The following is a 14538-nucleotide window of genomic DNA, read 5'->3' as shown; positions in this document are numbered from 1 at the left end:
TCATAATCAACCGCCCGAGATAAAGAACCGATCAAATCTTCAAGCAAGGTAGCCGGCTAAGGAACCTGCAAATGAGTCCTTGCGAACTTCAGGCTCTTGCAGAAGCCGCAGAGACTTTTTCGCAGGTTCCCTAAGGCATCTGAAAGAAAGTCTCGCGGTAGTGGGCCAGTTCGTTGATCGAATCGCGGATATCATCCAAGGCCAGGTGGGAGCCTTTCTTCTTCACCCCGTCAAGAACCTCCGGGCGCCAGCGTCGAGCCAACTCCTTGATGGTGCTGACATCCAGGTTACGGTAGTGGAAAAACGCTTCCAGTTCGGGCATATAGGCCACCAGGAAACGACGGTCCTGGCCGATGCTGTTACCGCAGATCGGCGAAGCACCCTCGTCTACATGCTCTCGGATAAACGCCAGCGTCGCCAGCTCGGCATCACGCTCGCTGACCTTACTATCGCGTACTCGCTGGGTCAGGCCAGACTGACCATGCTGTCGAGTGCACCACTCGTCCATCGCGTCGAGCAGGCTGTCGGGCTGATTGATCACAAGGTTCGGCCCCTCGGCGATGATATTGAGGTCCGCATCGGTGACGATGGTAGCGATCTCGATGATGCGCTCTTTTTTGGGGTCCAACCCAGTCATCTCCAGATCGATCCAGATCAGATTGGTTTGCTTACTGCTTGACTGTGACATCGTCATTTCCTGTCGTATTCGGGTGTCCAGGCACGCCCTTGCGGCCAGTCCATTGCCTCTGAGAAAGCCAACAGCTGCCCACGAGTAATTGCCCGAGAGTGGTTGATAGTGTGCTATGTTTAGCCCTTTCACGAACCCACTTCAAGCACTCCGGGCATCATCGCAGGTTTTCGATCACTCAATGAGCAAACGCAAACTCAATCGTCGCCAATCCTGGCGCATCAATAAAATTCAACAAGAGCGGATCGAGCGCGCCAGCAAAAAAGATCAACAGATCGATGCCAGCCTGCAGTCGGGTGAACTGGGACCGGAGCAGCAGGGCCTGATCGTGTCCCACTTCGGCTCCCAGGTGGATGTCGAAGTTCTCGAGGGCGAACATCGCGGCGAGATCCAACGCTGCCATATGCGCGCCAATCTCGGCGCCCTGGTCACCGGCGACAAGGTAGTCTGGCGCAAGGGCGATCCCTATGGCGTGATCGTGGCCACCCTGCCCCGTCACTCGCTGTTGTCGCGCCCCAACAGCCGCGGCGAGCTGCGCCCGGTCGCCGCCAATATCGACTATATCGTCATCACCATCGCGCCGGAACCGACCCCGTTTGCCAACCTGATCGATCGCTATCTGGTGGCCGCCGAAGTCAGCGGCATCGAGCCGGTCATCCTGCTCAACAAAACCGACCTGTTGACCGAGCCCGAGCGTCGGGCCGAGCTGGACAAGATGCTCGCCAGCTATGAGCAGATCGGCTACAAGGTGCTGCACGCCTCGACCCTGTCCGAGGAAGGCCTGCGCGAACTCAAAGCCGAACTCGACCAGCGCACCAGCGTGTTTGTCGGCCAGTCTGGGGTGGGCAAATCCTCGCTGATCAATACCCTGCTGCCCGGCGTCGATATTAAAGTCGGCGCCCTGTCCGAAGCCAAACTCAAAGGCACCCACACCACCACCACGGCGCGGATCTACCACTTCCCTGATGGTGGCGACCTGATCGACTCCCCCGGCATCCGCGAGTTTGGTCTCTGGCATATCGAGCCCGAGCAGCTGCTGGAAGGGTTCGTCGAATTCCGCCCCTTCCTGGGCCACTGCAGATTCCGTGACTGTAAACACCAGCAGGAGCCCAGCTGTGCCCTGCTCGAGGCTCTGGAGCAGGGCAAGATCGCACCGCGTCGCATGGAAAGCTACCGCCTGATCCGCCAGAGCCTGGAAGAGGGAGCCGGCCCCCACTGAGCTATCCGCCCAATTGTTGACATAGCGCAACCTCGGCGGCCTGAGCACGGCAGCAGACACTGGGAAGCCTTACTACCGGGTGCTATATTCCTAACGAAAATCGGTAGTTAGGGAAGCATAAGGAACTCGATGGTGTCGACTACTACCCCGTCCAGTGCTGATCAATGGCGCGAACTGTTGGCCGACAAGCCGTTACCGGTTCCGGCCCGCACCGTGCTGATGCTGCGCAAAAGACTGCAGAACCCCGCCGTATCGCTGCAGCAACTCTGCCCGCTGATCGAGTCAGACCCGGTCCTGTCGCTCCATTGTGTCAGTCTGGCCAACCAACTGAATCGCAACCCGGAAACCCATGTCACCAGCATCGAGCTGGCCGTGGCGACGCTGGGGCTGCAGCGGATCACCGAACTCGCCTCCAAGCTGCCGGCGATCAAACTCAACAACGCCAGTGTCCCCCACAAGCAGTACTACCATGCCCTGGGCAATAGCTTCCATGCTGCGACCCAGGCCCAGTTGCTCTGCCGCTACCGTGATAACTCGATCGTCAATGCGACCCGGACAGCCGCGCTGTTCTACGGCCTGGGTCACTGGGCACTGTGGCGCTACGCCCCCCATCAAGCCAGCGAGATCAAAATCCGTATCTACGAACAGCAGCAGGACAGCGCCGAGGCCGAACAAGCCGTTCTCGGATGCACGGTGCAGCAGCTGTCCGAGCAACTGGTCGACCATTGGCAGTTATCTCCGTTGGCCGTCGAAGCGCTCAAGCACGAGAACTCCCCCGACGCCAAGCAGCTGGAGCTGATCCATCAGCGCGCGGCCCAGCTGGGTGAGCTGGATGAGGATGAAAAGCGCACCATCAAGCAACTGCTCAACGCACAGCACTATCCGGTCAAACTGGCAAACTGGCTATGCCTGACCGCACCGATGGGCTGGAACTATCCCAAGACCGTACGGATCTGCCAGCTAATCAGCGATCTACTGCAGAAGCCGATCGATGACACGACCACCCTGCTGCACCAACAGTGTGTCCACGCCTCCCGCGCCCATCCGATGCCCGATCTGCTCAGCCCGGCCGCCATGATGTTGCTTCTACCGAGCGAACAGGTACTCAGCTATCGCCTCGACAGCGCCGCCGCAATCACCAAAGTTGAAACCACACTGCTAAAACAGAAAGCCATCCAACCCAAGGACGATGACCAAAGCAGCGCCCTGGCGGCCGCGTTCGAACCGGAGCCAGATCACCAAGAGATCACTGATTTTGTTGATAAGGAGCTGTTTCAACAGATTCTGCATCGACTGGTCAAGGCCGTGGACAAGATCAAGGACCATAGCCAGGCGATTGAGCTGGTCCAGCGGGCACTTATCGATGCACTGGGCGCTGAACGTGCCCTGACTTTCCATATCGACGGCGAAATGCGCCTGAAGACCCTGTCGTTCCGGGGCTGCAGTCACGATGATCGAATCACCAAACTGACGATGAACCTCAAGCATCCGGGCTTGTTGCAGCGGCTGGCACAAAAGCCAACGGCAGTCTGGGTCAGCGAACATAACAACCGTCAGATTCGTGCCGAAATGTCCGATCGCTTCCGCGCGGTCTGCCATCCGGACAGCTTTATGTTGGTGTCCCTGTTCCTCAACCACCGGCCCTCACTGATTGTCTACGCGGATCTGCGCGACAGAGGCGCACGTCTGAGCCAGTTCCAGTTTGAGAAATTCAAACAGCTGATGGCTGCCTGCAATCGCTGCCTGAACCAGATCAATCAGCGCAACCAAGACTGACAGTCCCGACCTCCAGCAGCTGCTGAGACCGGTAGTACTGCTGCGGCAGAGTCGGTTAGCAAAACCTTCAATAACAGCACTGCGCAGCCCGGCATCTATAGGCTACAATGGTCGACCGTTTCGTTAGCTGTTGAGATTGTCTATGGCCGACCTGCCGTTATTACTCGAACCCCAAGCCCTGTCCGATCAATTGGATGATCCGCGTCTGCTGATTATCGATCTGTGCAGCGCCGACAGCTATGCCCGCGGCCATATTCCCGGCGCGATCTGGATGGACCCGGCCAGGCTACAGCGGGGCAGCGGCCCGGTGCCCAATAAACTGCCGACCGCCGAACAACTCAGCCAGCTGTTCTCAGAACTGGGCCTGACCGCCACCCGGCACGTGGTCGCCTACGATGATCAACTCGGCGCCCTTGCCGGTCGGCTGATCTGGACCCTGGATATCGTCGACCACCGTCAAAGCTCGGTTGTCCACGGCCAATTGCCCGCCTGGATCGAAGCCGGACTGGAGTTGGAGCAACAGCCCAATTCAGCGACGCCGAGCAGCTTTGCCGCCGAAATTGATGAGTCGCTGATCGCAGATATTCCCTATATCTTGGATCACCTGAACGATGATCAGCTGGCCATCTGGGATGCCCGCTCTGCCGAAGAGTACCGTGGCGAAAAAGTGGTTAACGCCGCCAAGGGGGGACATATCCCCGGCGCAGTTCACTTCGAATGGACCACAAGTCTTCGCAGTCTGCAGGACTGGCGACTGCAGGATCTGGAAGCGCTACGCCGCCACCTGGAAGGGCTGGGACTGGGGAGCGACAAGACCGTTGTCACCCACTGCCAGACCCATCGCCGTTCCGGCTTGACTTACCTGATTGCCCGCGCGCTCGGCTACCCCGATATCCGTTGCTATGACGGTTCCTGGTTCGAGTGGGGCAACCACCCCGACACCCCCGTCGAGCGCTGATCGCACCGACAACCCGATTAACTTTCACCTGAACGAGATATACGACCCAAGATGGCCCGTCTGTTCGCACTTTTGCAGTACCTGATTCCACAACACCTGCTGTCCCGTCTGGTCGGCCGCCTGGCCGACAGCCGTATCGGCTGGATCAAGAACAGTTTTATCCAACTGTTCCACCGGATCTACGACATCAACATGAACGAAGCGCTGGAGCCGGACTTGAAGGCCTACCCGAGCTTCAACGCCTTCTTTACCCGGGCACTCAAGCCGGGTGCGCGTCCCATTGATCCCGACCCGTCGCGATTGGTCTGTCCCGCCGACGGTGCGGTCAGCCAGCTGGGACCGATCGATTATGGCCGGATCTTCCAGGCCAAGGGGCACAACTACAGTCTGACCACGCTGATCGGTGGTGATATGGATCTGGCCAAGGAGTTTCAAAACGGTCAGTTCGCTACCATCTACCTGTCGCCGAAGGACTACCACCGCGTCCATATGCCGGTCGATGGACGCCTACGGCAGATGATCTATGTGCCGGGCGACCTGTTCTCGGTCAACAACGCCACCGTCTCTGAAGTGCCCAACCTGTTCGCCCGCAACGAGCGCCTGGTGGCGATCTTCGATACCGCCCATGGACCGATGGCGATGATCCTGGTCGGCGCGATGATCGTGGCCGGCATCGAAACGGTCTGGGCCGGCCAGGTAGCCCCGAAGCTGCGTTCGGTCGAACAGGTCGACTACACTGGCAACAGCAACACCAAAGCCGATCCGATCGTCCTCGCTAAAGGTGACGAGATGGGCCGTTTCAAGCTGGGCTCTACCGTGATCCTGCTGTTTGGCGAAGATCAGATCGAATGGCTGCAGCAATACGGTAGCGGCACAGCCACCCGTCTCGGCGAGCCGCTCGCCCAGTCCCATCCGACGGCTGACGAACAAGCTCTGACACCGACCGAAACCGACGAAGCGATAAACGGATAGCACTACCATGGCCAATGAACGCTGGGTCGAGTTTATCGACCAACAACCGCTGAGCGATACCGCTGCCGAGTCCCGCCCGCTGCTGACTCCGCTGCTATCCCAGACCGTAATCGGCCTGGAAGGACCGGATTCGATCAGCTACCTGCAAGGACAACTGACCGCCGACCTGGGCAAACTCAGCCCCGAGCAGAGCCTGCTGGCCGCCAACTGCACCCCGAAAGGAATGGTGATCAGTGTGTTGCGCTTGATCCAGCTGGCGCCTCAGTCGCTGCTGTTGCGACTATCGAGTGCGATCGAAGAGCCCGCCCTGGCCAACCTGAAAAAATTCAGCGTGTTCTCCAAACTGAGCTGGAATGATGCGGCTAACGATTGGTGCGGCCTGGGACTGTCCGGCGATGGTGCCGAGTCCCTACTGCAACAACGCGGATTCAACCTCCCTCAAACGCTGAATGGTCAAAGTCTCAATGACGGAATCGTGCTGATCAAAGTCGGCCCTCAGCGCTTCGAGCTCTGGTGTCCCTTTGATCAAGCCGAAACGCTCTGGCAACAGCTGGCCGACGCCAGCCAGCCGGCGTCAGAAAACTGCTGGCAGGCCGCCGAAATTGAGGCCGGGCTGGTCCAACTCGATGCCGACAGTATCGACAGCTACATCCCGCAGATGCTGAACCTGCAGGCGATCGATGCGGTCAGTTTCGACAAGGGCTGCTATACCGGTCAGGAGGTTGTAGCCCGGCTGCAATTTCGCGGCAAGCTGAAAAAACTGCTGTTTGGCGCCCGAACCGATGCGATCGGCGTTGAAACCGACACCGCGCTGTTCAACAGCCAGGGAAGAAATGTCGGCAAAGTGCTTCATTGCGTCACGATGGAAAACGGCTCGCTGCTTCAGGCTGTGATCAGCAAGAAAGGCGCCGATGAAGGGGATCTGCGACTGGGCAACGTCGATGGCGACGCCGTGCAGTTACTCAGCCTGCCCTACGAGATCGAGCCGGAGCTGTTCGAACGCCCGGAGCGCTAAGTCGTTGAACTCAGGAGGCTCGTTTTATCACGAGCCCCCTGACCCAGCGCCAACGGCTGATCAGCATGGCGCCGAAAATCAAGCCGCAACCCAGTAGCTGCTGCGCCGTCATCTGTTCCGCGAACCAGAAAGCCGCCAGCAACGCCGTCCACACCGGCTCCAGAATCATGATCAATGCCGCATGGCTGGCAGGCGCCAACCCCTGACCGTAGGTCTGCAAGGTAAAGCGAAGACTGGTTGCTATCAGGGCACTGGCCAGTAACCAGCCCCAAATGCCTGCTTCGACAGCCTCAGGCCAAGGCTCGATGAATACCGACACCAAGCCATTGATACTCCCAACCATCAACAGCTGAATCGCTGCCAGAATCACCGCCGGCATCGCACAGGCCAGATGTGCCATCAGGGTAAAGTGCAGCGAAAACAGCAACGCCGCCGCCAGAAAATAGAGCTGCCCGGGATCGGTATTGAAGCCACCGTTAAGCGATAGCAGCGCTAATCCGGCCACGGCTACCGGCAACGCCACCAGGGTATTTCCACTGGCCCTCTCACCGTAGATCAACCAGGCGGTAACGGGAACCAGCACCACCCCGAGGCTGGTAATAAACGCCCCTTCGCCCAGATGCTGGCCCTTATCCAATCCTTGAATCCAGGTCAGAATGGCCATTGCCATCACCGCCCCCAGCAACAGCGCCCGTGGTAATAAATCGGCGCGTCTCAGCCAGTGCCACTTGGCGCGACCGACCAACAGCAGTACCAATCCGGCCAACACAAACCGAATGCCGATAAACAGTAGCGGCGGCAAGCCCTGCAGCGCTTCTTTGGAAAAGATCCACCCGGCAGCCGCCAACAGGGTCACCAGCACCAACACCAGATCGGCGCGGGCGGAATTAGAAAGGGGCAAGAGATACCTCGACGAACAGTGAGTGATTAAGGCATCCGAACTTGATCAGCGCCTGAAAAACAGCACCGCAGCTTAAGCGAAATCATGGGTAGAAAGAAGCGAACACCCGAAAGACTCGCCACGTGGATATCGCAAGAGGATAAAGCAACGGCCCATCAGGCCGCTGCTCAATGGCTATACACCGGATCAGTAATCGCGATACTCGTTGACGACGCTGACCTCACCCGATTCGGACAGGCCATAGACTTTGAAGTCATCGCGACGGGCGCCGGGACCGTCCATGCCGGGACCGCCCGACGGCATACCGGGCACGGTCAACAACCGAATATCTCCCGGTTCAGCCAGCAGGCGCTTGATATCCTGGGCCGGCACATGACCTTCGATCACTTTGCCATCCACCACCGCGGTATGACAGGAGGCCCCCTGCGGCGGCACGCCATGCTGCTGTTTGATGGCGTTCAGGTCTTCGACGGTCCGATCGTCGACAATAAAGCTGTGCTCGCGAAGATGCTCCACCCAGCCCTTGCAGCAACCGCAAGAGGCGGATCGGTAGACGGTAATCCGATGACTGTCGTCCGTGCGCCCCTGCAGCCAGACCGGATCTCCAGCCAGGGCTGCATAGGAGGGCAGCAACAGGCTCGCGGCCATCGGGAGAGAGAAAAGAAAAGATTTGATAGACATAGTGGGATACTCAAAATTGTTCGATTTAACGCTTATGCCGCTGCAACCAGAGCTGGTAGCCCTGATCCGGCCAGTAACTTTGGAAATAGGCAATCAGGCTGCTGATCTGCTCCCGGGTTAATTTATCCCCCCAGGCCGGCATGGTGCCCCGGCTCCCTTCGCTGATCGTTTTCACCAGCTGGGCATAGGGGTGATGCCAGGCATGGGCACTGCCGTCCAGCGGAGGCGGCGGGTACAGCCCCTGTGCATCCGGTTGAGTCCAGTTGGCCGCCCCCTGAGCGCGTCGGCCGTGGCACTGGGCGCAGTTTTGGGCAAACAACTGCTTACCCTGCTCTATCTGAGATGGACTGTACCAACGCCCCGTCTGGGCATTGTTGTTCCAGGGAATCTCGTCCTGGGCACAGCCGCCCAACAAGACAAGTAACAGTGCCAATATCGGCACTCTCGCCGTCGCACTGCGAACCGGTCTCTGGACCGGAACTGTTTGTGATTTCATCGATATCGCCTACTTCGTTGTCGCGGAAGCTACCGCAACGATCAATCCATGGCCCGAATTGCATAGGCCATCACCAGCTTGGACTGAAGAAAGATTTATAGGCGCAGCACGCAGTGCAAGACACGGTGACTGGGTGGAATAAATTCCGACTGATAGAGCGGCTCAGCGACTGCGCCGGGTCCAGCCCTGATCTGATCACAGAGACTGGGAGTCAGGATTGCTATTTCGTTGAAGTCGTCCAGATCCGCTACAACGGAAGCGCCCGAGTCCAGCGACGTAGATAGCGTGCTATTGAGGGTCGCGCTACCCCAGCAGGGAAGATCAGCGTTGGTCGGCGGGGCGGAATCACTGGCAGGCTGACAATGGCTCAGTAGCGGCGGATAGCTCGCGGTTTTATCACCCGCAGTATTATCAAAGGAATCCCCAACTTGAACCGAGAAATCGGCTCGCTCATCCGCCACCGCCAACGCGGGGACCGATGATGCCATGACCCAGCCACAGAACAGCGTACTGATGGCCAAGCAAACAGCGATCAGGCAACGCTTTCTATAGTGGAGACGGTTAATCAGCAACAAGGAATGAACTATCCAAACTTTACACTCATCGTCATTATGATTATCAAACGGCCGAAGAGTTTCCATGATCGGGCTCAAGATCAGCACCGCGACAAAAAACTGCAGCTGAAGCTCAAGCAGTGTATATTCAGATCAATATCTTAAGGAGAAGAGGCATCATGACAAAAACCTTCGTGTGGAGCCTGCTGGTAAGCGGATTGCTGCCCTCCCTGGCTCAGGCCGAACCGATGAATCTGCGTTGCAGCTACACCGAAGCCAGCTACAGCGCGGCCTATATGAAACAGCCTGAAAGCCGCAAGTGTCCACAAACCCGCTGTTACTATGACCTGCGTTTCGACACCGAGCAGACCCAGGCCACGGTAAACCAGGCCGAAGGCTATCAATTCAGCCAGAGCGATGAGCAGTATAAGCTCTACCGTGAGATGGAGAATCCGATCGTCGAGGGAATCGACAAGTCGGCCTTCCTGATCAACAAGAGCGATCTGAGCTACCGGTCACGCAAGTCCACACCGCCGGATGTCGTGATCGAGACCAGCGGCCAGTGTGAAGCGTTCTGATCAGCCGTAACCGCCATTTCTCCGCAACGCCCTCGGAGTCGCCCAGCGACTCCGTATTCTGTGCAATCGGGTTCAACCGCCCGATTCGTTCACTTCCCTCCGTGCCAAATCACACTCCCATCAACGTATTTTCTGCACCGCCGGAATCAGCAGACTCGCAGGGTTAGGATCTCCAGGCCTGGCCGCCAGGGACGGAGTTGAAGGTTTTTCCATTGGAAACTTGTTGAAGTAGAACGAGAGCTCTTCACTAGCCCACTCATCGGTATGACGATCTGTCTCGCCCCGCCAGGGTTGATTTCGAACGTTATCCCACTTCATATCGGTAGAGGTCCCGCCCGCTGGCTGACGCCACTCAGGCACAGCAATGGGCACCCGTTTGGGCGCAATATGCAGGGACTCAAGATGAATCCAATGTTGATGGCCCTGCTCCTTTGCCGCCATGGACTCACCCTCGATACTGCCAATCTTGGCGTATCCCGCGGCAACGCTTTGAGCACTTACCCAAGCCATCAACACCGCGACCGTAATGCTGACTGTCTGTTTCATGGTTCACCCCTCTAAACGACTGAGCTTTCATCGGGCTGCTGTGGTCAGATCTCTGTACAAAGGTCATTACCAGCAGCTTCAAGGGTGGGTCACAGCTTAGCGGCGATCGGTTCAATCGGACCGTCGGCTTCTATTTGCAGCGACTTAGGGAACCTACGAATAAGCCCTTGCGAGCTTCTGGCTTTCAGCTTGGTTCGCAATCCAGGCGCAGTTTTGAAGCGATGTCTAGACCTTGCGAAGAGCTTCAACGCAGAGTGCGGATCAAGCTGAAAGCCCCGCAGGGCAAGGACTAAAGCACACAATTTCGTCGTTACAACCTTTGCTAAGGGCAACGGCCATTAGCTGCAGCTTGCGCCTAGAACTTGTGCACTTCAGGCTCTTGCAGAATCCGCAGAGACTTATTCGCAGGTTCCTTAGACCTTTACCGGCTTGTGCCAAGGACCTCGGCTTGTAAAGATACGCCTGCGTATTGTCTGTCAAATGGAGCTCCAGCATGTCTATTCCTCAACTCAACGACTGCCTACTCGACGTACAAAACCGGGTCGCAATCCTGACCTTGAACCGACACGATGTCAGGAATGCCCTGACTGGCACCCGGATCGTTGACGATATTCTGCAGGTTGTAGACTGGCTGAATGCCCAATCCGACGTTCAGTGCCTGGTGCTGACCGGCGCAGGGAGCGCGTTTTGCTCCGGGGGCAATGTCAAAGACATGGCCGATCGGAGTCACGATTTCGCCGGCACCGCACCGGAGTTGGCGCAACGTTATCGGCAAGGCATTCAGCGCCTGCCACTGGCAATGCAGCGTTTGGAGGTTCCCGCCATTGCTGCGGTCAACGGACCCGCCATCGGGGCCGGTTTTGATCTGGTCAACATGTGTGACTTGGCACTGGCCGGAGAAAAGGCCAAATTCGGCGAGACCTTCGTCAATCTGGGAATTATCCCCGGCGATGGCGGAGCCTGGTTCCTGCCGAGAAAGATCGGCCCCCAGCAAGCCGCCGAGTTGGCCCTCACCGGGCGTATCGTCGAAGCCGAAGAAGCTCAACAACTGGGCCTGGTATTGAGGGTGTTACCCCAACAGGAGTTGATGACCGGCGCCCTGGCCCTGGCTCAGCAGATCGCCGACAAGCCCGGCTTTGCACTGCGCCAGACCAAACGGCTGATGAAGCTCAGTGAGACCACCGCCTTGGCCCCCTTCTTGGACATCTGCGCCGAAGTGCAGGGACAATGTCACCAGCAGCCCGAGCACCTGGAAGCGGTGCAACAGTTGCTCAAAAAAATGCGCTAAGGGCTCTGGCGTAAGGAAGCGGGTTTATTCGATCAGATCTTCGTAGCAGTGCCAGCTGGCGTAACCCAGCACCGGAAACAGAACCGGCATCAGTACCAGGCCGGTGATGACGCCGATACCGAACAGCAGCAGAATCATCAGCGCCCAACAGAACATCGTCAGCGGGTTCTGGAGCACGGTTCTGACACTGCTGCGGATCGCCCGCATCGCTTCGACATTGCGATCGATGATCAACGGCACCCCGGCAACTCCGCCGACAAACACGACCGTCAGCAGCACAACCGCCAGTACCGACATCATGAATAAGGCGTTCTTGGCACCGGGAAGTTCAAGCATCGCGGCACTGATCAGGGTCTGATCCGCCGGTAGTTGATGGGCTTGCAAGGCCAAGATCAGGGCCGAGAGTTTGACCCAGATGGTCAGCACGATCAGCAAACAGAATCCCAACAGCGCCAGATTACCCAGCCGCGTCAGGATCAACGACAGCCCCTCGGAGATTGACACCGAGAAGCCGTTCTCCAGCTGCCAGGCGGCGGTATAGGTTCCCAATGCCAGCAACGGGCCGATAATCAGCAGTGCCGCCAGATAGACCAGTAAAAAACCAGGATAGGTGCCGTTGAGGACCATCAGGAAACCGCAGAACAGCGTGAAGCAGGCCCCATAGAACAGGCTGTGCCCCGGTGAGGTGGTAAAATCCCGCCAGCCGGCCGCCAGCCACGCGAACGGCTGATCTCGATCGACCCGGCGAACCTGAATCGGCTCGCTGGCACGATGATGCTGATTATGGGAATAATGCGCTGTCATCAACTACCTCCAGAGTGCCTTACTGATAGCCTAACTCTCGATTGAATAGTTTGCCTTCTTTTTTCGTCACTTAGGGAACCTGCGAATAAGTCCTTGCTGGCTTCTGGCTTTCAGCTTGGCTCACAATCCAGGCGCAGCTTTGAAGTAATGTCTAGACCTTGCACACTTCAGGCGCTTGCAGAAGCCGCAGGGACTTGTTCGTAGGTTCCTTAGGCTAACACCGTTAAGCCGATACTACGCCGATCTGCCCCAATTGCGCATGAGATAGCGCAATAAATGCTCAATTTGCGTTGTGCGGCGCAATACAGCGGGTATAATGCGCAGCTCTTTACACACCCCCGGCCAGCCTACACAACACTGTCGTCTCGACTGCAGTTCGCAGTATGTCTTTGTCTTTTTCAGGGCATCGATACAAGCATGGGCTTTCATTAGCAACACAGGGTCGCGGGATCTGGATTTTTCGGGGAAGAAGTATGTTTGATCTGGTCGCCAGTCGAACCCAAAACATCAAGAATGACGTCCTGTCCGGACTAACCGTCGCGCTGGCGCTGGTGCCCGAAGCGGTTGCCTTCGCCTTCGTGGCCGGGGTCGAGCCGCTGGTAGGCCTTTATGCCGCATTCATGGTTGGACTGATTACCGCCGCCATCGGTGGCCGTCCCGGGATGATCTCCGGTGCCACCGGTGCCCTCGCAGTGGTGATGGTCGACCTCGTTGCCGAACACGGAGTCCAGTACCTGTTTGCCACCGTGGTGCTGATGGGGATCCTGCAGATCGGCGCCGGTGTCCTGCGGCTGGGTAAATTTATCCGTATCGTGCCCCACCCGGTGATGCTTGGCTTCGTCAACGGCCTGGCGATCGTCATCTTCCTGGCCCAGTTGAGCCAGTTCAAATTCATCGACGAGGCGGGCAAAGAGCAGTGGCTGCAAGGCGATGCAATGGCCATCATGGGCGGCCTGATCGCGCTGACGATGGCGATCATCTACTTCCTACCGAAGCTGACCAAGGCGGTACCGGCCTCGCTGGCCGCGATTCTGACCGTCAGCCTGGTAGTGATCTTCGGCGGTCTGGACACCAAGACCGTCGGCGACGTGGCCTCGATTGCCGGTGGCCTGCCGACCTTCGCCATCCCGATGGTACCGTTCAATTTTGAAACCCTGGTCATCATCCTGCCCTATGCGGTGATCCTGGCGGCCATCGGTCTGATCGAATCGCTGCTGACCCTGAGCCTGATCGACGAGATCACCAACACCCGCGGACGTGGCAACAAGGAGTGTATCGGCCAGGGTACCGCTAACATCCTGACCGGCTTCTTCGGCGGCATGGGCGGCTGCGCGATGATCGGCCAGAGCATGATCAACATTAATTCCGGTGGTCGGGGCCGTCTGTCCGGTATTACCGGCGCCCTGTGCCTGCTGGCCTTTATCCTGTTCGCCTCCGACCTGATCGAACAGATCCCGGTCGCGGCGCTGGTCGGGGTGATGTTTATGGTAGTGCTGGGCACCTTCGAGTGGTCCAGCTTCCGGATCATGGGCAAGATTCCCAAGCACGATGCCTTCGTGCTGATACTGGTATCCGGTGTCACCGTCGCCACCGACCTGGCCGTCGCTGTCGTCGTGGGTGTCATCGTTTCGGCGCTGGTGTTTGCCTGGGATCACGCCAAGCATATCCGTGTCGTCACCAGCATGGAGGGCGAATCGAAGATCTACCGCCTGCACGGCCCGATCTTCTTCGGTTCGGTGAATAACTTCCTGGAGCTGTTCGACGATATCGCCAACGATCCCAACGACGTGGTGATCGAGTTCCAGTACTCGCGGGTGGCCGACCACTCCGGTCTGGAAGCGATCGATACCCTGGCCGAGCGTTATATCGCCGCCGGTAAAAAGCTGCACCTGCGCCACCTGAGCCCGGAGTGTCGCCGTCTGCTGCGAAAGGCCGGCAGTATGGTGGAAGTCAATGTGATCGAAGACCCGAACTACCGGGTCGCGTCAGACCGTCTGGCCTGATTAGGAAGTAGAGCCGGGTTGTACTGATCAGCCCGGCTCAATGTCTATAACCTGTCACC

15 protein-coding genes are annotated in these 14538 nt (G+C 58.0%); 8 read left to right on the top strand and 7 right to left on the bottom strand.

Translation table 11 applies throughout. The features are described 5' to 3' along the window. Positions 1-130: 130 nt before the first annotated feature. Entirely contained in the window at positions 131-688 is a 558-nt protein-coding gene (gene orn / locus ACO05M_RS07780; protein WP_421869820.1) for an oligoribonuclease, read from the bottom strand. 181 nt (positions 689-869) lie between these two features. Here orn and rsgA point away from each other — a divergent pair, with 181 nt between their 5' ends. The 5 genes from rsgA to ACO05M_RS07755 all read left to right on the top strand — a co-directional run bounded on the left by rsgA (position 870) and on the right by ACO05M_RS07755 (position 6628). After that, positions 870-1907, top strand: coding sequence for a small ribosomal subunit biogenesis GTPase RsgA (gene rsgA / locus ACO05M_RS07775; RefSeq protein WP_421869817.1), 1038 nt, complete (start codon positions 870-872; stop codon positions 1905-1907). A 129-nt stretch (positions 1908-2036) separates the two neighbouring features. After that, positions 2037-3683: an HDOD domain-containing protein gene (locus ACO05M_RS07770; protein WP_421869814.1), complete on the top strand. Its 1647-nt coding sequence runs from the start codon at positions 2037-2039 to the stop codon at positions 3681-3683. A gap of 142 nt (positions 3684-3825) precedes the next feature. Beyond that, entirely contained in the window at positions 3826-4641 is an 816-nt protein-coding gene (locus ACO05M_RS07765; protein ID WP_421869811.1) for a sulfurtransferase, read from the top strand. A gap of 51 nt (positions 4642-4692) precedes the next feature. After that, complete coding sequence (gene asd, locus ACO05M_RS07760) at positions 4693-5613, top strand: archaetidylserine decarboxylase (RefSeq protein WP_421869808.1); 921 nt, start codon at positions 4693-4695, stop codon at positions 5611-5613. A gap of 7 nt (positions 5614-5620) precedes the next feature. Next, entirely contained in the window at positions 5621-6628 is a 1008-nt protein-coding gene (locus tag ACO05M_RS07755; RefSeq protein ID WP_421869805.1) for a YgfZ/GcvT domain-containing protein, read from the top strand. 10 nt (positions 6629-6638) lie between these two features. Here the strand turns inward: ACO05M_RS07755 and ACO05M_RS07750 are convergent, their stop codons facing one another. The 4 genes from ACO05M_RS07750 to ACO05M_RS07735 form a co-directional block, all read right to left on the bottom strand. Next, the gene (locus ACO05M_RS07750) at positions 6639-7529 is read right to left on the bottom strand and encodes a DMT family transporter (RefSeq protein WP_421869802.1); all 891 of its coding nucleotides are present in this window, start codon (positions 7527-7529) and stop codon (positions 6639-6641) included. Between the two features lie 186 nt (positions 7530-7715). Beyond that, on the bottom strand, positions 7716-8210 hold the full coding sequence (locus ACO05M_RS07745; RefSeq protein ID WP_421869799.1) for a DUF411 domain-containing protein: 495 nt from the start codon (positions 8208-8210) through the stop codon (positions 7716-7718). A 25-nt stretch (positions 8211-8235) separates the two neighbouring features. Beyond that, positions 8236-8652: a c-type cytochrome gene (locus tag ACO05M_RS07740; protein ID WP_421870691.1), complete on the bottom strand. Its 417-nt coding sequence runs from the start codon at positions 8650-8652 to the stop codon at positions 8236-8238. A gap of 149 nt (positions 8653-8801) precedes the next feature. Continuing rightward, on the bottom strand, positions 8802-9359 hold the full coding sequence (locus tag ACO05M_RS07735) for a hypothetical protein (RefSeq protein WP_421869796.1): 558 nt from the start codon (positions 9357-9359) through the stop codon (positions 8802-8804). Between the two features lie 80 nt (positions 9360-9439). Here ACO05M_RS07735 and ACO05M_RS07730 point away from each other — a divergent pair, with 80 nt between their 5' ends. After that, on the top strand, positions 9440-9838 hold the full coding sequence (locus ACO05M_RS07730) for a hypothetical protein (RefSeq protein WP_421869793.1): 399 nt from the start codon (positions 9440-9442) through the stop codon (positions 9836-9838). A gap of 120 nt (positions 9839-9958) precedes the next feature. Here the strand turns inward: ACO05M_RS07730 and ACO05M_RS07725 are convergent, their stop codons facing one another. After that, the gene (locus ACO05M_RS07725; protein ID WP_421869790.1) at positions 9959-10384 is read right to left on the bottom strand and encodes a hypothetical protein; all 426 of its coding nucleotides are present in this window, start codon (positions 10382-10384) and stop codon (positions 9959-9961) included. A 493-nt stretch (positions 10385-10877) separates the two neighbouring features. On the opposite strand from ACO05M_RS07725, the gene ACO05M_RS07720 reads away from it, so the two are divergent. Next, complete coding sequence (locus ACO05M_RS07720; protein WP_421869787.1) at positions 10878-11672, top strand: enoyl-CoA hydratase-related protein; 795 nt, start codon at positions 10878-10880, stop codon at positions 11670-11672. 24 nt (positions 11673-11696) lie between these two features. On the opposite strand, the gene ACO05M_RS07715 is transcribed toward ACO05M_RS07720, so the two are convergent. Continuing rightward, positions 11697-12476, bottom strand: coding sequence for a DUF2189 domain-containing protein (locus ACO05M_RS07715; protein WP_421869784.1), 780 nt, complete (start codon positions 12474-12476; stop codon positions 11697-11699). A 473-nt stretch (positions 12477-12949) separates the two neighbouring features. On the opposite strand from ACO05M_RS07715, the gene ACO05M_RS07710 reads away from it, so the two are divergent. Then, complete coding sequence (locus ACO05M_RS07710) at positions 12950-14479, top strand: SulP family inorganic anion transporter (RefSeq protein ID WP_421869782.1); 1530 nt, start codon at positions 12950-12952, stop codon at positions 14477-14479. Positions 14480-14538: the final 59 nt, after the last annotated feature.

The sequence above is a fragment of the Motiliproteus sp. genome, assembly GCF_965230735.1.
Classification (GTDB): Bacteria; Pseudomonadota; Gammaproteobacteria; order Pseudomonadales; family Balneatricaceae; genus Motiliproteus.
Note: the sequence above shows the minus strand (reverse complement) of the source record. Positions and strands in the feature narration are given on the sequence as shown.

Excerpts from the sequence above, each read along its gene's own strand:
- ACO05M_RS07770 (WP_421869814.1), top strand. The coding sequence starts at position 2,037 with ATGGTGTCGACTACTACCCCGTCCAGTGCTGATCAATGGCGCGAACTG.
- ACO05M_RS07730 (WP_421869793.1), top strand. The coding sequence starts at position 9,440 with ATGACAAAAACCTTCGTGTGGAGCCTGCTGGTAAGCGGATTGCTGCCC.
- ACO05M_RS07755 (WP_421869805.1), top strand. The coding sequence starts at position 5,621 with ATGGCCAATGAACGCTGGGTCGAGTTTATCGACCAACAACCGCTGAGC.
- asd (WP_421869808.1), top strand. The coding sequence starts at position 4,693 with ATGGCCCGTCTGTTCGCACTTTTGCAGTACCTGATTCCACAACACCTG.
- rsgA (WP_421869817.1), top strand. The coding sequence starts at position 870 with ATGAGCAAACGCAAACTCAATCGTCGCCAATCCTGGCGCATCAATAAA.
- ACO05M_RS07710 (WP_421869782.1), top strand. The coding sequence starts at position 12,950 with ATGTTTGATCTGGTCGCCAGTCGAACCCAAAACATCAAGAATGACGTC.
- ACO05M_RS07720 (WP_421869787.1), top strand. The coding sequence starts at position 10,878 with ATGTCTATTCCTCAACTCAACGACTGCCTACTCGACGTACAAAACCGG.
- ACO05M_RS07765 (WP_421869811.1), top strand. The coding sequence starts at position 3,826 with ATGGCCGACCTGCCGTTATTACTCGAACCCCAAGCCCTGTCCGATCAA.
- ACO05M_RS07725 (WP_421869790.1), bottom strand. The coding sequence starts at position 10,384 with ATGAAACAGACAGTCAGCATTACGGTCGCGGTGTTGATGGCTTGGGTA.
- orn (WP_421869820.1), bottom strand. The coding sequence starts at position 688 with ATGTCACAGTCAAGCAGTAAGCAAACCAATCTGATCTGGATCGATCTG.
- ACO05M_RS07715 (WP_421869784.1), bottom strand. The coding sequence starts at position 12,476 with ATGACAGCGCATTATTCCCATAATCAGCATCATCGTGCCAGCGAGCCG.
- ACO05M_RS07745 (WP_421869799.1), bottom strand. The coding sequence starts at position 8,210 with ATGTCTATCAAATCTTTTCTTTTCTCTCTCCCGATGGCCGCGAGCCTG.